Here is a 15,209-nt window from a genome sequence, read left to right on the forward strand (position 1 = left end):
GCAGCGGCCGTCTCACGTCCCCACCTCCAGCCCCCGCGGCTTCAGCAGCAGTTCCGCGAGCGACGCCAGCCAGTCCACCAGCAGGGCGAGCGCGACGGTGAGCACGGAGCCCAGCACCAGCACCGGCATCCGCTGGTTGGTGATCCCGGTCGTGATCAGTACGCCGAGCCCGCCGCCCCCGCCGAACGCGGCCAGCGTCGCCGTGCCGACGTTCAGCACCAGCGCCGTACGCACCCCGGCGAGGATCAGCGGCACCGCGAGCGGCAGTTCCACCCGCAGCAGCACTCCCAGCGGGGACATCCCGATGCCGCGGGCCGCCTCCAGCAGCGTCGGGTCGTTGGCGCGCAGGCCGGCGATCGTGTTCGACAGCACCGGCAGGATGGCGTAGACGATGATGCCGATCAGGGCGGCCCGGCGGCCGATGCCCAGCCAGATCACCAGCAGCGCCAGCAGACCGATCGCCGGAGTGGCCTGCCCCATGTTGGCGAACGCCATCGCCACCGGGGTCGCCCGGCGGAACAACGGGCGGGTCAGCAGGATGCCCAGCGGGATGGCGATGATCAGCACGAAGAACGTGGAGATCACCGTCAGCTGCACGTGCTGCCACAGCGCCTTGGAGACCTGGCCGCCCGACAGGGCGTTCTTCGAGATCTGGTCCAGGTCGGCCTGCTCGAACCACAGCCAGGTCGCCAGCAGCACGGCGACCAGCACGGCGGGCAGGAACGTCAGCTTCTGCCAGCTCACCCGCCGCCGCGCGGCGGGCCGGGCCGGGGGCGGCGGCTCCTCCTCGTCGACCCGGTCGTCCCTCAGCTTCTCGGCGTCGTTCATGCCTTGCGTCCCCCGGCCTCGCCCTCCTGCTCGGCGTGTGTCTGCGCCGCGCGCGCCTCCGCCAGTTCGTGCTGGTGCTCCATCGCCTCCAGCCGGTCCGCCTCCAGCAGTTCGTGCACGGAGTTCATCAGCGTCTCCATGTCGACGACGCCTGTGTACGCGCCGTGCCGCCCGGTCACCGCGACCCGCCCGGCGCTGTCGGTGAGGACCGCCTCCAGCGCGTCGCGCAGGGTCGCGTCCCGCGTCACCGTGTCGCTGACCAGCGTGCCCGCCCGCGCCAGCGAACCGCGGGCCCGCATCAGGTCGCCGCGCCTGAGCCACTTGTAGGGGCGTCGGCGCCGGTCGAGCAGCAGGATCTCGTTGGTGCCGCTCGAGCGCAGCAGCGCGAAGATCTGCTGCAGCGGGGTGTCCACGGTGACCGTCGGATAGTCGGTGATCTCCACATCCCTCACGCGGGTGAGGTTCAGCCGTTTCAGGGCCGCACCGGCGCCGACGAAGCCGGAGACGAAGTCGTCGGCGGGGTTGGTGAGGATGGCCTCCGGGGTGTCGAACTGCGCGATGTGCGAGCGTTCGCGCAGCACCGCGATGCGGTCGCCCAGCTTGATGGCCTCGTCGAAGTCGTGGGTGACGAAGACGATCGTCTTGTGCAGCTCCCGCTGGAGACGGATCAGCTCGTCCTGGAGGTGGTCGCGGGTGATCGGGTCGACCGCGCCGAACGGCTCGTCCATCAGCAGCACCGGCGGATCGGCGGCCAGCGCCCGCGCCACGCCGACGCGCTGCTGCTGCCCGCCGGAGAGCTGGCGCGGGTAGCGGCCGTGGAACTCCCCGGCATCGAGCCCGACCAGGTCCAGCAGCTCCTCCACCCGGGCGCGGATCCGGGACTTCGGCCAGCCGACCATCTTGGGTACGAGGGCGATGTTCTGGGCGACGGTCATGTGCGGGAAGAGCCCGGCCGACTGGATGGCGTAACCGACCTTGCGGCGCAGCTTCACCGGGTCCATGTCGGTGACGTCCTCGCCGCCGATGCGGATGCGGCCGCCGGTCGGCTCGATCAGCCGGTTGATCATCTTCAGCGTGGTCGACTTCCCGCAGCCGGACGGCCCCACGAAGATCACGGTCTCCCCGGCCTTGATCTCCATGCTGACGTTGTCGACGGCCGGATGGGGGTTGCCCGTATAGCGCTTGGTCAGGTTCTCCAGCTCGATGGCCGCCCCGGCGACGGACGCCGACGGCGCGCCGGAGCGGTCGGTCACCTCATGCGCGTCAGGCACGGATCCCCCTGGGGATGGTCAGCCGTCCGATCAGGACGTACGCGGCGTCGAACAGCAGGGCCAGCACGATGATCCCGAGGGTGCCCGCCAGCACCTGATTGAGCGCGTTCTTGCTGCCCAGCGAGGCCAGCCCACGGAAGATCTCGTTGCCGAGACCCGGCCCGGAGGCGTAGGCGGCGATGGCGGCGATGCCCATCAGCATCTGGGTGGAGACGCGGATGCCGGTCAGGATCGGCGGCCAGGCCAGCGGCAGCTCCACCCGCACCAGCCGGGCCGGCCGCGACATGCCGATGCCGCGCGCCGCGTCCACCAGCGCCGGATCGACCCCGCGCAGACCGACGATCGCGTTGCGCACGACCGGCAGCAGCCCGTACAGGGTCAGCGACACCACCGTCGGCGGCACGCCGAGCCCGACGACCGGGATCAACAGACCGATCATGGCGAGGGACGGGATGGTGAGGATGCTCGACGTGAGCAGCGTCGCCAGGTTGCCCGCCCACTCGCTGCGGTAGGTCGCCACCGCGATGAGCACGCCCAGCGCGGTCGCCAGCACCATGCACTGGAAGACGGCGCTGGCGTGTTGATAGGCGTCGGTGAGCAACTGCTGATGGCGGTTGCCGAGGTACTCCCAGAAGGTCACCGGCCTCATCCCCGTCGGGTCACATGGTCCGCTCCCGGTCCTCCGCCGCCTGCTGCACCAGCGGGATGACCCGCAGCGGCACGGGGTTCTCCATCACGATCGCGGTGGAGGCCCGGACGATGCCATCAAAGCCGACGACCCGGTCGATCACCCGCTGGAGATCGGCGTTGGAACGCGCCACCAGGCGGCACAGCATGTCCCCGGTGCCGGTCGTGGTGTGCAGCTCCAGCACCTCCGGCACGGACGCCAAGTGCGCCCGCACGTCCGCCCCTTGGCCCTGCCGGATCTGCAGCGTGGCGAACGCGGTGACCGGGTAGCCGAGGGCCGCCGGGTCCACCTCGGGACCGAATCCGCGGATGACTCCGTTCGACTGAAGCCGGTCCAGGCGCGCCTGCACGGTCCCGCGCGCCACCCCCAGCCGCCGGGACATCTCCAGCACCCCGATCCGCGGTTCCTGCGCGAGCAGCACGATGATGCGGCCGTCCAGATGATCGATCGCCACAGCAGCCTCCCCAGGTGGGCATCCTGTACAGAAAGGCCGACGACACGGCCGTATCGCTGAGCAGATTGCCCAGTGAATACGCGAACTATTGCGCACCTTGCAGAGCGGGGCCAGGCTTCGGCTATGACGCAGACCACACACCACACTCCCGACACCGCCCGGCAGGCCGACCCCTTCCCGGTCAAGGGAATGGACGCGGTCGTCTTCGCCGTGGGCAACGCCAAGCAGGCCGCGCACTACTACTCCACCGCCTTCGGCATGACGCTGGTCGCCTACTCCGGACCGGAGAACGGCAGCCGCGAGACCGCGAGCTACGTGCTCGAGAACGGCTCCGCCCGGTTCGTGTTCACCTCGGTGATCAAGCCCGCCACCGCCTGGGGCCACTTCCTGGCGCAGCACGTGGCCGAGCACGGCGACGGGGTCGTCGACCTCGCCATCGAGGTGCCGGACGCGCGCGCCGCCTACGCCTACGCCATCGAGCAGGGCGCGAAGAGCGTCGCCGAGCCGTACGAGCTGAAGGACGAGCACGGCACCGTCGTCCTCGCCGCGATCGCCACCTACGGCGAGACCCGCCACACCCTGGTCGAGCGCACCGGCTACGACGGCCCCTACCTGCCCGGTTACGTCGCCGCCAAGCCGATCGTCGCGCCGCCCGCCCAGCGCACCTTCCAGGCGATCGACCACTGCGTCGGCAACGTCGAGCTCGGCAAGATGGACGAGTGGGTGGCCTTCTACAACAAGGTCATGGGCTTCACGAACATGAAGGAGTTCGTGGGCGACGACATCGCCACCGAGTACTCGGCGCTGATGTCCAAGGTCGTGGCCGACGGCACCCTGAAGGTGAAGTTCCCGCTCAACGAGCCGGCGATCGCCAAGAAGAAGTCCCAGATCGACGAGTACCTGGAGTTCTACAACGGCCCCGGCTGCCAGCACATCGCGCTGAACACCGGTGACATCGTCGAGACCGTGCGCACCATGCGCGCCGCCGGCGTGGAGTTCCTCGACACCCCGGACTCCTACTACGACACGCTGGGGGAGTGGGTCGGCGAGACCCGCGTGCCCGTGGACACCCTGCGCGAGCTGAAGATCCTCGCCGACCGCGACGAGGACGGCTACCTGCTGCAGATCTTCACCAAGCCGGTCCAGGACAAGCCGACCGTCTTCTTCGAGATCATCGAACGCCACGGCTCCATGGGCTTCGGCAAGGGCAACTTCAAGGCCCTGTTCGAGGCGATCGAGCGCGAGCAGGAGAAGCGCGGCAACCTCTGAGCCGCGCTCGGCACCGGGAAACGGTTCGCTGTCGTCCGCGGCACCGATCGGGCCGGTCGCGCAGCTCCCCGCGCCCCTTCGGGGGGCGCGGGGCAGCCGGCCGGCGTCAACGGGGGAGCCCGGTCTCCGGCGGCTCGCCCAGCGCCGCCAGCGCCGTGCGGGCCTCCCGCACGCCCAGCGGCGAGAAGTACGGGTTGATCCGCAGCGCCTCCTGCAGATGCCTGCGGGCCGGGCCCGCCTGCCCCAGGGACTTCTCGATCATCCCGCGGTGGTAGGCGTACGGCGCGCTGCGCACCGTGCCGCCGTGCTCCCGGTCCGTCGCGGTCGCCGCGTACCGCAGCGCCTCCGTGTCCTGCCCCGCCCGGTGCAGCGCCCAGCCCAGCGCGTCGGCCACGTCGATGCCCGGCTGGCGCTGCCACTCCGTGCGCAGCAGCCGCACCGCCTCAGCCGGGTCCCCGTGGTCCGCCTCCAGCCGGCCGAGGACGACCGAGTCGTCCACCCCGCCCGCCTCCCGCAGCCGCACCCGCTCGCGCAGCAGGTCGTAGTTCACCCGGGCCGGCTGCGTCAGCCCCAGCGACTCGTACAACTCGCCCAGTTCCAGCGCGTATTCGGGCAGCGGCTGCCGCCGCAGCGCCACCCGGTACGCGTTCAGCGCCTCCGAGGTGCGCCCCAGCGCCGCCAGCGCCCGCCCCTGCCCGGCCTGCGCCGCCCGCTGGTCCGGGTCCAGCCGCACCGCCTCCTCGAAGTGCCGCAGCGCCGCGTCCGGCTCGCCGCGCTCGAACGCCAGCTGCCCCGCCCGCTCCAGATACGCCGCCTGTTCGGCCGGCCCCCGCGCGGCCGCCGCCGCGTCCGCCAGCGCCGCCGCCGCGTCCTCCCGCCGGCCCTGGTCCCGGTACACGCCCGCGGCCCACGCCCGCACCGCCGGACCGGAGGGCGCCGCCGTCAGCGCGTCCAGGGCGCGCCCCGCCGCCTTGTAGTCACCGAGCCCGGTACAGGCGTCGATCAGCGCCGGATACGCCGTCCACCGCTTCGGCTGCGCCTTCAGCGCCTCCTCCGCGAAGCCGCGCGCCGCCCGGAAGTCCCGCCGCGCGTCCGCCAGCACCGCGAGCCCCTCCAGCGCCCCGGCGTTGCCCCGCGCCCGCACCGTCAGCGAGGTGCGCAGCGCCCGCTCCGCCTTCGGGAACGCCCCGGCCGCGTCCGCCGTCCGGCGCCCCTGCTCCACATACGCCGCGCCCAGCACCGCCCAAGCCGCCGCGTCCTTGGGATGTGTGCGCACATACGCCTCCCGGTCCCCGATCAGCGCGTCCAGACCGGGCAGCGCCGCCGGCACCCCGGCGCGCACCGCGGCCTGCGCCTGCGCCCCCGGGGCCGGCGCGGGCGGCGGCCCGGCAGGCCCGTCGCCGGGCCACAACGCCAGCGCCCCGCCGAGCACGAGGGAGCCGGCGAGCGAGGCGAGAAGGACCCGGACGGGCCACCGGCGACGCACGGGCGCGGCGGCTTCCACGGCACACTCCTGGTTCTCCATGAGCCTCACTGTGCGTCGCCGCCCCGGCCGTCCCCGGGCATACGGCGGCCGAGGTACACGGGGTTCACACCGATGGCCCCGGGTGCGAACCTGTGATCATGAGCCGTATCGAAGCGCCCCGCGACGAGCAGACCGGCAACCTCGTCGACCGGCTGCGCGCCGCCCTGCCGGCCGAGGCGGTCCTCACCGACTCCGACGTCACGGCCTCCTACGCCCACGACATGGCGAGCTTCTGCCCGGCCGGCACCCCGGCCGTCGTGGTCCTGCCGCGCACGGTCGAGCAGGTGCAGCACGTGATGCGCACCGCCACGGAACTACGCGTCCCGGTCGTCCCGCAGGGCGCCCGCACGGGCCTGTCCGGCGGTGCCAACGCCACCGACGGCTGCATCGCGCTGTCCCTGACCAAGATGGACCGCATCCTGGAGATCAACCCCGTCGACCGCGTCGCCGTCGTCGAACCGGGCGTGATCAACGCGACGCTCTCCCGCGCGGTGAACGAACACGGCCTGTACTACCCGCCCGACCCCTCCAGCTGGGAGATGTGCACCGTCGGCGGGAACATCGGCACCGCCGCCGGCGGCCTGTGCTGCGTGAAGTACGGGGTGACCGCGGAGTACGTCCTCGGTCTCGACGTCGTCCTCGCCGACGGCCGGCTGATGTCCACCGGCCGGCGCACCGCCAAGGGCGTCGCCGGATACGACCTGACCCGGCTGTTCGTGGGCGCCGAGGGCTCCCTCGGCATCGTCGTCAAGGCCGTCCTCGCGCTCAAGCCGAAGCCGCCCGAGCAGCTGGTACTGGCGGCGGAGTTCGCCTCGGTGACCGCCGCCTGCGACGCCGTCTGCACGATCATGGAGGCCGGGCACGTCCCGTCACTCCTCGAACTGATGGACTCGACGACGGTCCGGGCGGTCAACGACCTCGCCCACATGGGCCTGCCCGAGACCACCGAGGCCCTGCTGCTCGCCGCCTTCGACACCCCCGACCCGGCCGCCGACCTCGCCGCCGTCGGAGCGCTGTGCGAGGCGGCCGGCGCCACCCAGGTCGTCCCCGCCGACGACGCCGCCGAGTCCGAACTGCTCCTCCAGGCCCGCCGGCTGTCCCTGACGGCCCTGGAGGCGGTGAAGGGCACGACGATGATCGACGACGTGTGCGTGCCCAGGACCCGGCTCGGCGACATGCTCGCCGGCGTCGAGCGCATCGCCGAGAAGTACGACCTGACGATCGGCGTGTGCGCGCACGCCGGCGACGGCAACACCCACCCCACCGTCTGCTTCGACGCCGCCGACCCGGACGAGTCGCGGCGCGCCCGCGAGTCCTTCGACGAGATCATGGCCCTCGGCCTGGAACTGGGCGGCACCATCACCGGCGAACACGGCGTGGGGGTACTGAAGAAGGAGTGGCTGGCCCGGGAGATCGGCCCCGTGGGCGTGGAGATGCAGCGGGCCGTCAAACAGGTCTTCGACCCGCTGGGCATCCTCAACCCCGGGAAACTCTTCTGAGCCGTCCCGGCTCACCGGGCGAGCAGCTGGTCGAGCGCGTCGTCGATCCCCAGCTGCTCGCTCTCACTGCCCGGCGGCACCACCCGCAGGGTGCGCTCCAGCCACGCCGAGACCTGGGCGGCCGGCGCCTCCAGCAGGGCGTCCCCGTCCGGGGAGCTGAGCGCCACCAGCACGACAGCGTGCCCGTCGGCCTTCGTCGGCCACACCCGCACGTCCCCGTGCCCGCACGGCCGGAACACGCCCTCCACCAGCAGCTCCCTGGCGAACGTCCAGTGCACCGGGTGGCCGGAGTCGATGTGGAAGGTGATGTGGACGGCGTAGGGGTCGTCGGTGCGGTAGGCCAGACGGGCCGGGACGGGGACGGCACGCTCCGGCGACAGGATCAGCCGCAGCTCCAGTTCGCGCTCCACGACGGTGTGCATGGTCGACCTTCCTCTCGTGTCGGGGGCCCCGGTGGCGGGCCCGCACGAGGGAGAGGGCGCGGCGCCGCGAGCATTACGCGGGTTCCGGGGATTTTTTTCCCGGGCGGTGAAGGAAGGGGTACGGCGTTGCCCGGAAAGGGGTGGGTACGGCGGGAGAGGCAGTGGCGCCGGTCCTCGTCTGATAGATGTGGAGGCCGCCATACGACCCCCTCGACAGATACGGGACGACGGACATGAGCGCCCCAACCCCGGCCCCCGGCGACGACCGGCCCCGCGAAGGCTATTACCCGGACCCGTCCATCCCCGGATACGTCCGGTACTGGAACGGTGCCGCCTGGGTACCGGGCACCAGCCGTCCGGCGCCGACGGACGGCGAACTGCTCACCCCTCCGCCGGGCGCCCGCCCGGCGGTCCCCACGGTCGAGGAGACCGGCCCGCACTTCTTCGACGAGGACCCGCAGCCGGCACCCGCTGCCGGGAACGCCGGCACGGCGACACCGGACGGCCCGACGCCGGGCGGCGCACCGGGCAGCCCGATGCCGGGCGGCGCGGGCGGTGTTCAGCAGGGCGGCCCGATGCCGGGCGGCACCGGCGGTGCTCAGCAGGGCGGCCCGGTGCAGGGACCCGTGGCGGGAGGCGCCGGGCACGGCGGTCCGCAGGGGCCCGTGGCGGGCGGTGCCGCCCCGGGCGCAGGGCCGGGCCCGGCCCAGGCCGGCGGCGGTGGTGGTGTGGTGCAGGCCGGTGCCGGGCAGACCTGGCCGGAGCCGGCGTCCTCGTGGGGTGCCGACCGGTCCCGGCAGTCCGGCTTCGGCGGCGAGCAGGACCGGCGCGTCTCGTGGGGCGCGGCACCGGGCACCGACCCCCGCCTCCCGGGCGACGGCCGCCCGACACCGGGACCAGTTGGTGTGCCGGGTCCCGCCGGTACGCCGGGTGCGGCCGGGGCGCCAGGTGCGGCAGGCACCCCGGGCTCGGCAGGTATCCCCCTCGCGGCGGGCACCCCCGGCTCGGCAGGCGCCCCCGACTCCGGCTCGGCCGCCGTGCCCGGCTCCGCAGGCACGTCGGGCTCGGCCGCAGCTTCGGGTTCCGGTTCGGGCTCGGGTGATGTGCCCTCCGACGGCACGTTCGTCTTCCGGCGGCCGACCGGTGCGGCGGGCGCAGGCCAGGGCGCCCCGCCCGCCGCCGCCTCCTCCTCCGGCGGCGGTGCCCGGCCCCGCGCGGGCCGCGAGTCCGACGAGGGCACGATCACGTTCCGGGCGGTCGCCCCCAAGGGCGGGACGCCCTCCGCCCCGGCGGCCCAGCCTCCGCAGGCCGGCCCCGGCGCGGCAGCGCAGGCCCCCCGGAGTGCCGCCCGCGCGGCGGGCTTCGGTGCGCCCGGCACCGGCGGTGCAGGCGACCGCGCCGGCGGGACGCAGACGCCGGGCGCCGCCGCGGGAGTCACAGCCACCCCGCCGTCCGGCCCCCAGCGCTCCACCCCCGCCCCGGCCGCGCCCACTTCCACCGCCACCGCCCCGGGCATCCCCCACCAGGGAGCCGCACCCCAGCCCACCCCCGGCCACCAGCCCACCCCCGGCCACCAGCCGGTCCCGGCCCAGCAGCCCGCCGCCGCGGGTGCCCCCGCCCCGCTCGCCACGCCGGTCACCACCGGGCCCGGAGGCGGGCAGGCCTCCTGGGCGCAGCAGGTCCACCACCTGGCCGGGGCCGGGGACGGCGAGCAGCCGGTCGCACCCTGGAAGCCGCCCGTCGAGGACGTCTTCCAGGCCGCCGCCCGGCGCCAGGCGTCCGCGCGCCCCGCGGGGCTGGGCAAGCGGCTGGCCGCCCGGCTGATCGACACGCTGGTGCTCGGCGCCCTCGTCTCCGCGGCCGCCGTACCCCTCGGGACGAAGGCCGCCGACCACATCGACGAGAAGATCGACGCGGCCAGGCTGTCCGGCCGCGAGGTCACCGTCTGGCTGGTCGACGGCACGACCGGCGTCTACCTCGGCATCGTGCTCGCGGTCCTGCTCGTGGCCGGCGTCCTGTACGAGGCGCTGCCGACCGCCCGCTGGGGCCGCACGCTCGGCAAGAAACTGCTCGGCCTGGAGGTGCGGGACATCGAGGCGCACGAGCCCCCGGCGTTCGGCGCCGCGCTGCGCCGCTGGCTGGTCTACAGCATCCCCGGCCTGCTCGCCGTAGGGGTGGTGGGTGTCCTGTGGTGCCTGTTCGACCGCCCGTGGCACCAGTGCTGGCACGACAAGGCGGCGCACACCTTCGTCGCCGGCTGAGGGAACGTCACCCGGCGTCCCGGGCCCGCTACTCCGTCCGGCCGCCCGCCGGGTGCACGGCGTGGGGCTTCGGGGTCCACTCGGGCCATGAGCAGCGAACCGCCCCACGGCTCCGGCCCGCCGCCCGACGACGACCCGTTCCGGAAGCAGCCCCCACCCGGCCCGGGGCAGGGCTCGCCGTACGACAGCCCGCCCCCGTCCGGCCCGGGGCAGGGCTCGCCGTACGACAACCCGCCCCCGTCCGGCCCGGGCCAGGGCTCGCCGTACGACGCGCCCTACGGCGGTGGTCAGGCACCGCCTCCGCCCTACGGCTCCGGCGGGGGCGGCTACCCCGGCGATCCCCTGGCCGGTATGCCGCCGCTCGCCGACAGCGGCAAGCGCACGCTGGCGAGGATCATCGACATGATCCTCGTCGGGATCGTCGTCTGGCTGCTCTCCTGGGGCTTCGGCGTCAACGAGTACACGATGAACGACACCAAGATCGAGGTCAGCAAGTCGATCGGGGAGTCCTTCGTCGCCGCCGTCCTCTACATCGCCTACGACACCTTCATGATCACCAGGTCGGGCCAGACGCTCGGCAAGAAGTGGCTGAACATGCGGGTCGCGGTCCTGGACAACGGCCAGAACCCCTCCGTGCAGACGTCGCTGATCCGGGCCGCGGTGCTGTGGGTCCCGTTCGCCTTCTGCTGCGCCTGCATCTGGACGGTGATCTGCGGAGGCTGGAGCTTCTTCGACAAGCCCTACAAACAGGGCCTGCACGACAAAGCGGCCAAGACGGTCGTCGTCACCACCCGCTGACGCCCCGTCAGGGCAGGCTCAGCGCACCGACGCCGTCGGCTGCGGCACCGCCTCCTCGGCGGCACCGGACGCCGGTGCCGCCCGGGAGGGCGTGGGAGCCGGAACGGTCACCGCGACCAGCAACCCGAGCGCGAGGGCCGCAACGGCTATGACCGCGATCGCCGGTCCCGAACTCGTCTGCGACAGCAGCAGCATGGCGAGCGTCGAGAAGATCACGGTGGTCGAACCGTAGACGAGCTGTGCGACGGTCGGACGAGGCATGGCAATCGTGTCCTCGGAAGCGGGGATGTGCTCGACTCTATTCGCGTGCATGCCCGAGGGGAACGAACGGTAAGCGTGACCTGACCAACAGTGCCGGTGCACGGGGGGCGCACCGAGTCACCGTCGAAGCGTGTCGGAGCGACGACAGGACGAGCGCCCGGTGTCCGTAAAGCGAACCCCATCTCCGCATAGTGCACTTGACTTGTTCAAGTCAAGGTCTGTCTTTTCTCTCAAACCTCTAGTCAAATGTCGTCACTTGATTACACGCGTTGATCACCGCGCGCGGTCCCCCGCCATGACCAGGGCCCCCTTCCGCGTGCGCTCACGCGGGGGAGGAACTCAAGTGACCAGTAGATCCTGGACGTACAGAGCGGCGGCGATCGGCGTCGCGCTCGCGGCGGCCTCCGCCGGTTTCACCACCTTCGCGGTGGCCGAGGCGGCCACGACCGCCCGTGCCGCGAACGTGGACCGGCACGACCCGGCGCCGGTGAAGCAGCAGAAGCACGACCTGGACGGCCCGCTGAGCAAGACCCAGGAAGCGCAGCGCCGGGAGGCGCTCGACCAGGTCATATCGGGCAAGGCCCAGGTGAAGGACAAGAACGGCTCCAAGGTCGTTCAGCTCAAGGGCAAGAAGGGCGACAGCAAGTACGTCGAGCTGGGCCGCGAGAAGACCGACAAGATCTTCACCATCCTGGTGGAGTTCGGCGACCAGACGGACCCCAAGTTCGGTGGCACGCCCGGCCCGCTGCACAACACGATCGCGGCGCCCGACCGCACCAAGGACAACTCCACGGCCTGGCAGGCGGACTACAACCGCCAGCACTTCCAGGACCTCTACTTCGGCACCGGCAACAACGTCGAGTCGGTGAAGAAGTACTACGAGAAGCAGTCCTCGGGCCGCTACTCGGTCGACGGCGAGGTCGCCGACTGGGTCAAGGTGCCCTACAACGAGGCCCGCTACGGCAACAACGCCTGCGGCTCCACCAACTGCCCGAGCGTGTGGAACGTCGTCAGCGACGGCCTGAACGCCTGGGTCGCGCAGCAGAAGGCGGCCGGCCGCACCGACGCCCAGATCAAGGCGGACGTCGCCCAGTTCGACCAGTGGGACCGCTACGACTACGACGGCGACGGCAACTTCAACGAGCCCGACGGCTACATCGACCACTTCCAGATCGTCCACGCCGGCGAGGACGAGTCCGCGGGCGGCGGCGCGCAGGGCAAGGACGCGATCTGGGCCCACCGCTGGTACGCCTTCGGCACCGACGCCGGCGCCACCGGCCCCGCGAGCAACAAGCTGGGCGGCGCGCAGATCGGCAACACCGGCCTCTGGGTCGGCGACTACACCATCCAGCCGGAGAACGGCGGCCTCGGCGTCTACGCGCACGAGTACGGCCACGACCTCGGGCTGCCCGACGAGTACGACACCGCGGGCGGCGAGAACTCCACCGGCTTCTGGACGCTGATGTCCTCCGGTTCCTGGCTCGGCCGCGGCAAGGACGCCATCGGCGACCTGCCCGGTGACATGAACGCCTGGGACAAGCTCCAGCTGGGCTGGCTCAACTACGACACCGCCAAGGCCGGCAAGCAGTCCAGCCACAAGCTGGGCGTCGCCGAGTACAACACCTGGAACAAGCAGGCGCTCGTGGTGAACCTGCCCGACAAGGCGGTCACCACCACGGTCGTCCAGCCCGCCCAGGGCAGCGCCCAGTGGTGGAGCGGCAGCGGCGACGACCTGAAGAACACGCTGACCCGCAGCGTGGACCTCACCGGCAAGAAGTCGGCCGCCCTCACCCTCGACGGCTGGTACGACATCGAGGCGAACTACGACTACCTCTACACCGAGGTCTCCACCGACGGCGGCGCCAACTGGACCGCCCTCGACGGCACGGTGAACGGTCAGCCGATCCCGCGCGACGGCAGCGACAAGCCGGCCCTGACCGGTTCGGTCGACGGCTACAAGAAGCTGGCGTACTCGCTGGACGCCTACGCGGGCAAGAAGATCGACCTGCGCTTCCGCTACCAGACGGACGGCGGCGTCGCCCTCAAGGGCTTCGCGGCCGACGAGATCGCGGTGACCGCCGACGGCGCCACCCTGTTCTCCGACAACGCCGAGAGCGCGGACCCCGCGTGGACGGCGGCCGGCTTCTCCCGCATCGGCGCGTCCTTCACCAAGGACTACGCGCAGTACTACATCGCCGAGAACCGGCAGTACGTGTCGTACGACAAGACGCTGAAGACCGGTCCGTACAACTTCGGCTTCTCCACGACGCGTCCGGACTGGGTGGAGCACTACCCGTACCAGAACGGTCTGCTGATCTGGAAGTGGGACACCTCGCAGGCGGACAACAACACCGGCACCCACCCCGGCGCCGGTCTGATCCTGCCGATCGACTCCCACCCGGAGGCGCTGCGCTGGAAGGACGGCACGCTGATGCGCGGCCGCATCCAGTCCTACGACGCGCCCTTCAGCCTGTACCCGACGGACGGCATCACGCTGCACAAGGCGGACGTCGCGACGAAGATCTGGCCGTCCTCGGGCGTGTCGGTCTTCAACGACCACGCGAACACCTACTGGGACGCCTCGAACCCGGCGTCCGGGGTCAAGGTCACTGACACCAACACCCGGATCCAGATCGTCAAGGAGGCCAAGGACGGCTCCACGATCAACCTCCTGGTCGGCCCCGCGGTGAAGTAGTCTCCATTTCCGCAGGTCAAACGCTTATCGGCGGCAACCCCCTGGCGGGTTGCCGCCGATCGTGTTTAGGTGCGTGCTGTGACTGTCTTATTGACACCGGCGTCGATACCGGCGCCGCAGCCGACCGGAACGGGGATGTGACCAGATGGCCGCAGGAGGTTTCTGCAAGCTGCCGAACGGCACGGTGGTGGTGGCGCTGAACCTGCCCAGCCCCGCCGGCGACGGCCCCGCCGGCGTGCGGGTCCTCGTCCACGCCCAGAACCGGGCGCGCGCCCTGACCCGGCTGCGCAACCTGGGACTGCGGGCGGTCTACCTACGCGGCAACGCGGCCCCACCGACCCCGGACGAGATCACGGCCGTGCTGCACCACCCCGACGGCCTGGTGTGGCGCACCGCCCCGGACCACGGTGTCAACGCACCCGACCTGGCCACTGAGCTGTGGCACCCGATCCGCTCCCTCCTGCGCCGCCCCACGCCCCAGACCTGAGGTCCGGAGTCCGGATCGCCCCGGCGTGGCGGGCCGGCTCAGCCGTGGGCCACCACCGGCTTGCCGGTGAGTTCCACGCCTGCTTCGCGCAGCTCCTCGAGTGCGCGGTCGGTGGTGTCCTGGGCCACTCCGGCGGTCAGGTCGAGCAGGACCTGGGTGCGGAAGCCTTCCCGGGCCGCGTCCAGCGCGGTGGCCCGTACACAGTGGTCGGTGGCTATCCCGACGACGTCGACCTCGTCGATCTCCCGGGCCCGCAGCCAGTCGGCGAGCTGCGTGCCGTTCTCGTCGGCGCCCTCGAAGCCGCTGTACGCGGCCGTGTAGGCGCCCTTGTCGAAGACGGCGTCGATCGCGCCGGAGGCGACGGCGGGCGCGAAGTTCGGGTGGAAGCCGACGCCCTCGGTGCCGGCGACGCAGTGCGCCGGCCAGGAGCGGACGTAGTCGGGCTCGTCCGCGAAGTGGCCGCCGGGCGCGATGTGGTGGTCCCGGGTGGCCACCACGTGCCGGTAGCCGGCGGGCGCCTGCCCGATCAGCTCGGTGATGGCGGCGGCGACGTCGGCACCCCCGGCCACCGCGAGGCTGCCTCCTTCGCAGAAGTCGTTCTGCACATCGACGACGATCAAGGCGCGACGCATGGCTGGGTCCTTCGGCTATGGGCTCTTCGGGTTCCTGCGACAGGGGCTGTCTACCCCTGCCTGACTGCGGGCAGTCACGGACTGCCCGCGCCGCCCGCCGGGGGGCGGCCTGCGCCCCC

14 protein-coding genes are annotated in these 15,209 nt (G+C 72.2%); 6 read left to right on the forward strand and 8 right to left on the reverse strand.

The genetic code is table 11. From position 1 onward, the window contains the following. Window positions 1-12 precede the first annotated feature (12 nt). The 4 genes from ACZ64A_RS25275 to ACZ64A_RS25290 are packed head-to-tail and all read right to left on the reverse strand — an operon-like array spanning window position 13 to window position 3,241. The gene (locus ACZ64A_RS25275) at window positions 13-828 is read right to left on the reverse strand and encodes an ABC transporter permease (protein ID WP_469813337.1); all 816 of its coding nucleotides are present in this window, start codon (window positions 826-828) and stop codon (window positions 13-15) included. Next, complete coding sequence (locus ACZ64A_RS25280) at window positions 825-2,099, reverse strand: betaine/proline/choline family ABC transporter ATP-binding protein (RefSeq protein WP_469813338.1); 1,275 nt, start codon at window positions 2,097-2,099, stop codon at window positions 825-827. The genes ACZ64A_RS25275 and ACZ64A_RS25280 overlap by 4 nt, the downstream gene beginning before the upstream one ends. Then, complete coding sequence (locus ACZ64A_RS25285) at window positions 2,092-2,739, reverse strand: ABC transporter permease (protein ID WP_469813339.1); 648 nt, start codon at window positions 2,737-2,739, stop codon at window positions 2,092-2,094. Before ACZ64A_RS25285 ends, ACZ64A_RS25280 begins: the two co-directional genes overlap by 8 nt. Before the next feature lie 19 nt (window positions 2,740-2,758). Then, on the reverse strand, window positions 2,759-3,241 hold the full coding sequence (locus ACZ64A_RS25290) for an Lrp/AsnC family transcriptional regulator (protein ID WP_469813341.1): 483 nt from the start codon (window positions 3,239-3,241) through the stop codon (window positions 2,759-2,761). A gap of 123 nt (window positions 3,242-3,364) precedes the next feature. On the opposite strand from ACZ64A_RS25290, the gene hppD reads away from it, so the two are divergent. Continuing rightward, the gene (gene hppD, locus ACZ64A_RS25295) at window positions 3,365-4,510 is read left to right on the forward strand and encodes a 4-hydroxyphenylpyruvate dioxygenase (protein WP_469813342.1); all 1,146 of its coding nucleotides are present in this window, start codon (window positions 3,365-3,367) and stop codon (window positions 4,508-4,510) included. A gap of 106 nt (window positions 4,511-4,616) precedes the next feature. Here the strand turns inward: hppD and ACZ64A_RS25300 are convergent, their stop codons facing one another. Next, entirely contained in the window at window positions 4,617-6,035 is a 1,419-nt protein-coding gene (locus ACZ64A_RS25300) for a tetratricopeptide repeat protein (protein WP_469813344.1), read from the reverse strand. A gap of 92 nt (window positions 6,036-6,127) precedes the next feature. On the opposite strand from ACZ64A_RS25300, the gene ACZ64A_RS25305 reads away from it, so the two are divergent. Beyond that, window positions 6,128-7,534, forward strand: a complete 1,407-nt coding sequence (locus ACZ64A_RS25305; protein WP_469813345.1) for an FAD-binding oxidoreductase — start codon at window positions 6,128-6,130, stop codon at window positions 7,532-7,534. Between the two features lie 11 nt (window positions 7,535-7,545). Here ACZ64A_RS25305 and ACZ64A_RS25310 read toward each other — a convergent pair whose 3' ends face one another. Continuing rightward, the gene (locus tag ACZ64A_RS25310) at window positions 7,546-7,956 is read right to left on the reverse strand and encodes an SsgA family sporulation/cell division regulator (RefSeq protein ID WP_469813347.1); all 411 of its coding nucleotides are present in this window, start codon (window positions 7,954-7,956) and stop codon (window positions 7,546-7,548) included. A gap of 233 nt (window positions 7,957-8,189) precedes the next feature. Here ACZ64A_RS25310 and ACZ64A_RS25315 point away from each other — a divergent pair, with 233 nt between their 5' ends. Together ACZ64A_RS25315 and ACZ64A_RS25320 are read left to right on the forward strand one after the other, a co-directional pair. Next, window positions 8,190-10,217 carry an RDD family protein gene (locus ACZ64A_RS25315; protein ID WP_469813348.1) on the forward strand — a complete coding sequence of 676 codons (2,028 nt, stop codon included), beginning with the start codon at window positions 8,190-8,192 and terminating at the stop codon, window positions 10,215-10,217. Window positions 10,218-10,304: 87 nt separating this feature from the next. Beyond that, window positions 10,305-11,015, forward strand: coding sequence for an RDD family protein (locus ACZ64A_RS25320; RefSeq protein WP_469813350.1), 711 nt, complete (start codon window positions 10,305-10,307; stop codon window positions 11,013-11,015). Between the two features lie 18 nt (window positions 11,016-11,033). Here the strand turns inward: ACZ64A_RS25320 and ACZ64A_RS25325 are convergent, their stop codons facing one another. Further along, a complete protein-coding gene (locus ACZ64A_RS25325) occupies window positions 11,034-11,276 on the reverse strand; it encodes a hypothetical protein (RefSeq protein ID WP_469813351.1) in 243 nt (80 codons plus the stop codon). Window positions 11,277-11,619: 343 nt separating this feature from the next. Here ACZ64A_RS25325 and ACZ64A_RS25330 point away from each other — a divergent pair, with 343 nt between their 5' ends. Both ACZ64A_RS25330 and ACZ64A_RS25335 read left to right on the forward strand, forming a co-directional pair. Further along, window positions 11,620-13,971, forward strand: a complete 2,352-nt coding sequence (locus ACZ64A_RS25330; protein ID WP_469813353.1) for an immune inhibitor A domain-containing protein — start codon at window positions 11,620-11,622, stop codon at window positions 13,969-13,971. Window positions 13,972-14,116: 145 nt separating this feature from the next. Then, window positions 14,117-14,458: a hypothetical protein gene (locus ACZ64A_RS25335; RefSeq protein WP_469813355.1), complete on the forward strand. Its 342-nt coding sequence runs from the start codon at window positions 14,117-14,119 to the stop codon at window positions 14,456-14,458. A 38-nt stretch (window positions 14,459-14,496) separates the two neighbouring features. Here the strand turns inward: ACZ64A_RS25335 and ACZ64A_RS25340 are convergent, their stop codons facing one another. Further along, window positions 14,497-15,090, reverse strand: a complete 594-nt coding sequence (locus ACZ64A_RS25340; RefSeq protein ID WP_469813356.1) for an isochorismatase family protein — start codon at window positions 15,088-15,090, stop codon at window positions 14,497-14,499. Window positions 15,091-15,209: the final 119 nt, after the last annotated feature.

Source organism: Streptomyces sp. NPDC104814, from assembly GCF_055583185.1.

Excerpts from the sequence above, each read along its gene's own strand:
- ACZ64A_RS25275 (WP_469813337.1), bottom strand. The coding sequence starts at position 828 with ATGAACGACGCCGAGAAGCTGAGGGACGACCGGGTCGACGAGGAGGAG.
- hppD (WP_469813342.1), top strand. The coding sequence starts at position 3,365 with ATGACGCAGACCACACACCACACTCCCGACACCGCCCGGCAGGCCGAC.
- ACZ64A_RS25300 (WP_469813344.1), bottom strand. The coding sequence starts at position 6,035 with ATGGAGAACCAGGAGTGTGCCGTGGAAGCCGCCGCGCCCGTGCGTCGC.
- ACZ64A_RS25310 (WP_469813347.1), bottom strand. The coding sequence starts at position 7,956 with ATGCACACCGTCGTGGAGCGCGAACTGGAGCTGCGGCTGATCCTGTCG.
- ACZ64A_RS25315 (WP_469813348.1), top strand. The coding sequence starts at position 8,190 with ATGAGCGCCCCAACCCCGGCCCCCGGCGACGACCGGCCCCGCGAAGGC.
- ACZ64A_RS25320 (WP_469813350.1), top strand. The coding sequence starts at position 10,305 with ATGAGCAGCGAACCGCCCCACGGCTCCGGCCCGCCGCCCGACGACGAC.
- ACZ64A_RS25325 (WP_469813351.1), bottom strand. The coding sequence starts at position 11,276 with ATGCCTCGTCCGACCGTCGCACAGCTCGTCTACGGTTCGACCACCGTG.
- ACZ64A_RS25335 (WP_469813355.1), top strand. The coding sequence starts at position 14,117 with ATGGCCGCAGGAGGTTTCTGCAAGCTGCCGAACGGCACGGTGGTGGTG.
- ACZ64A_RS25340 (WP_469813356.1), bottom strand. The coding sequence starts at position 15,090 with ATGCGTCGCGCCTTGATCGTCGTCGATGTGCAGAACGACTTCTGCGAA.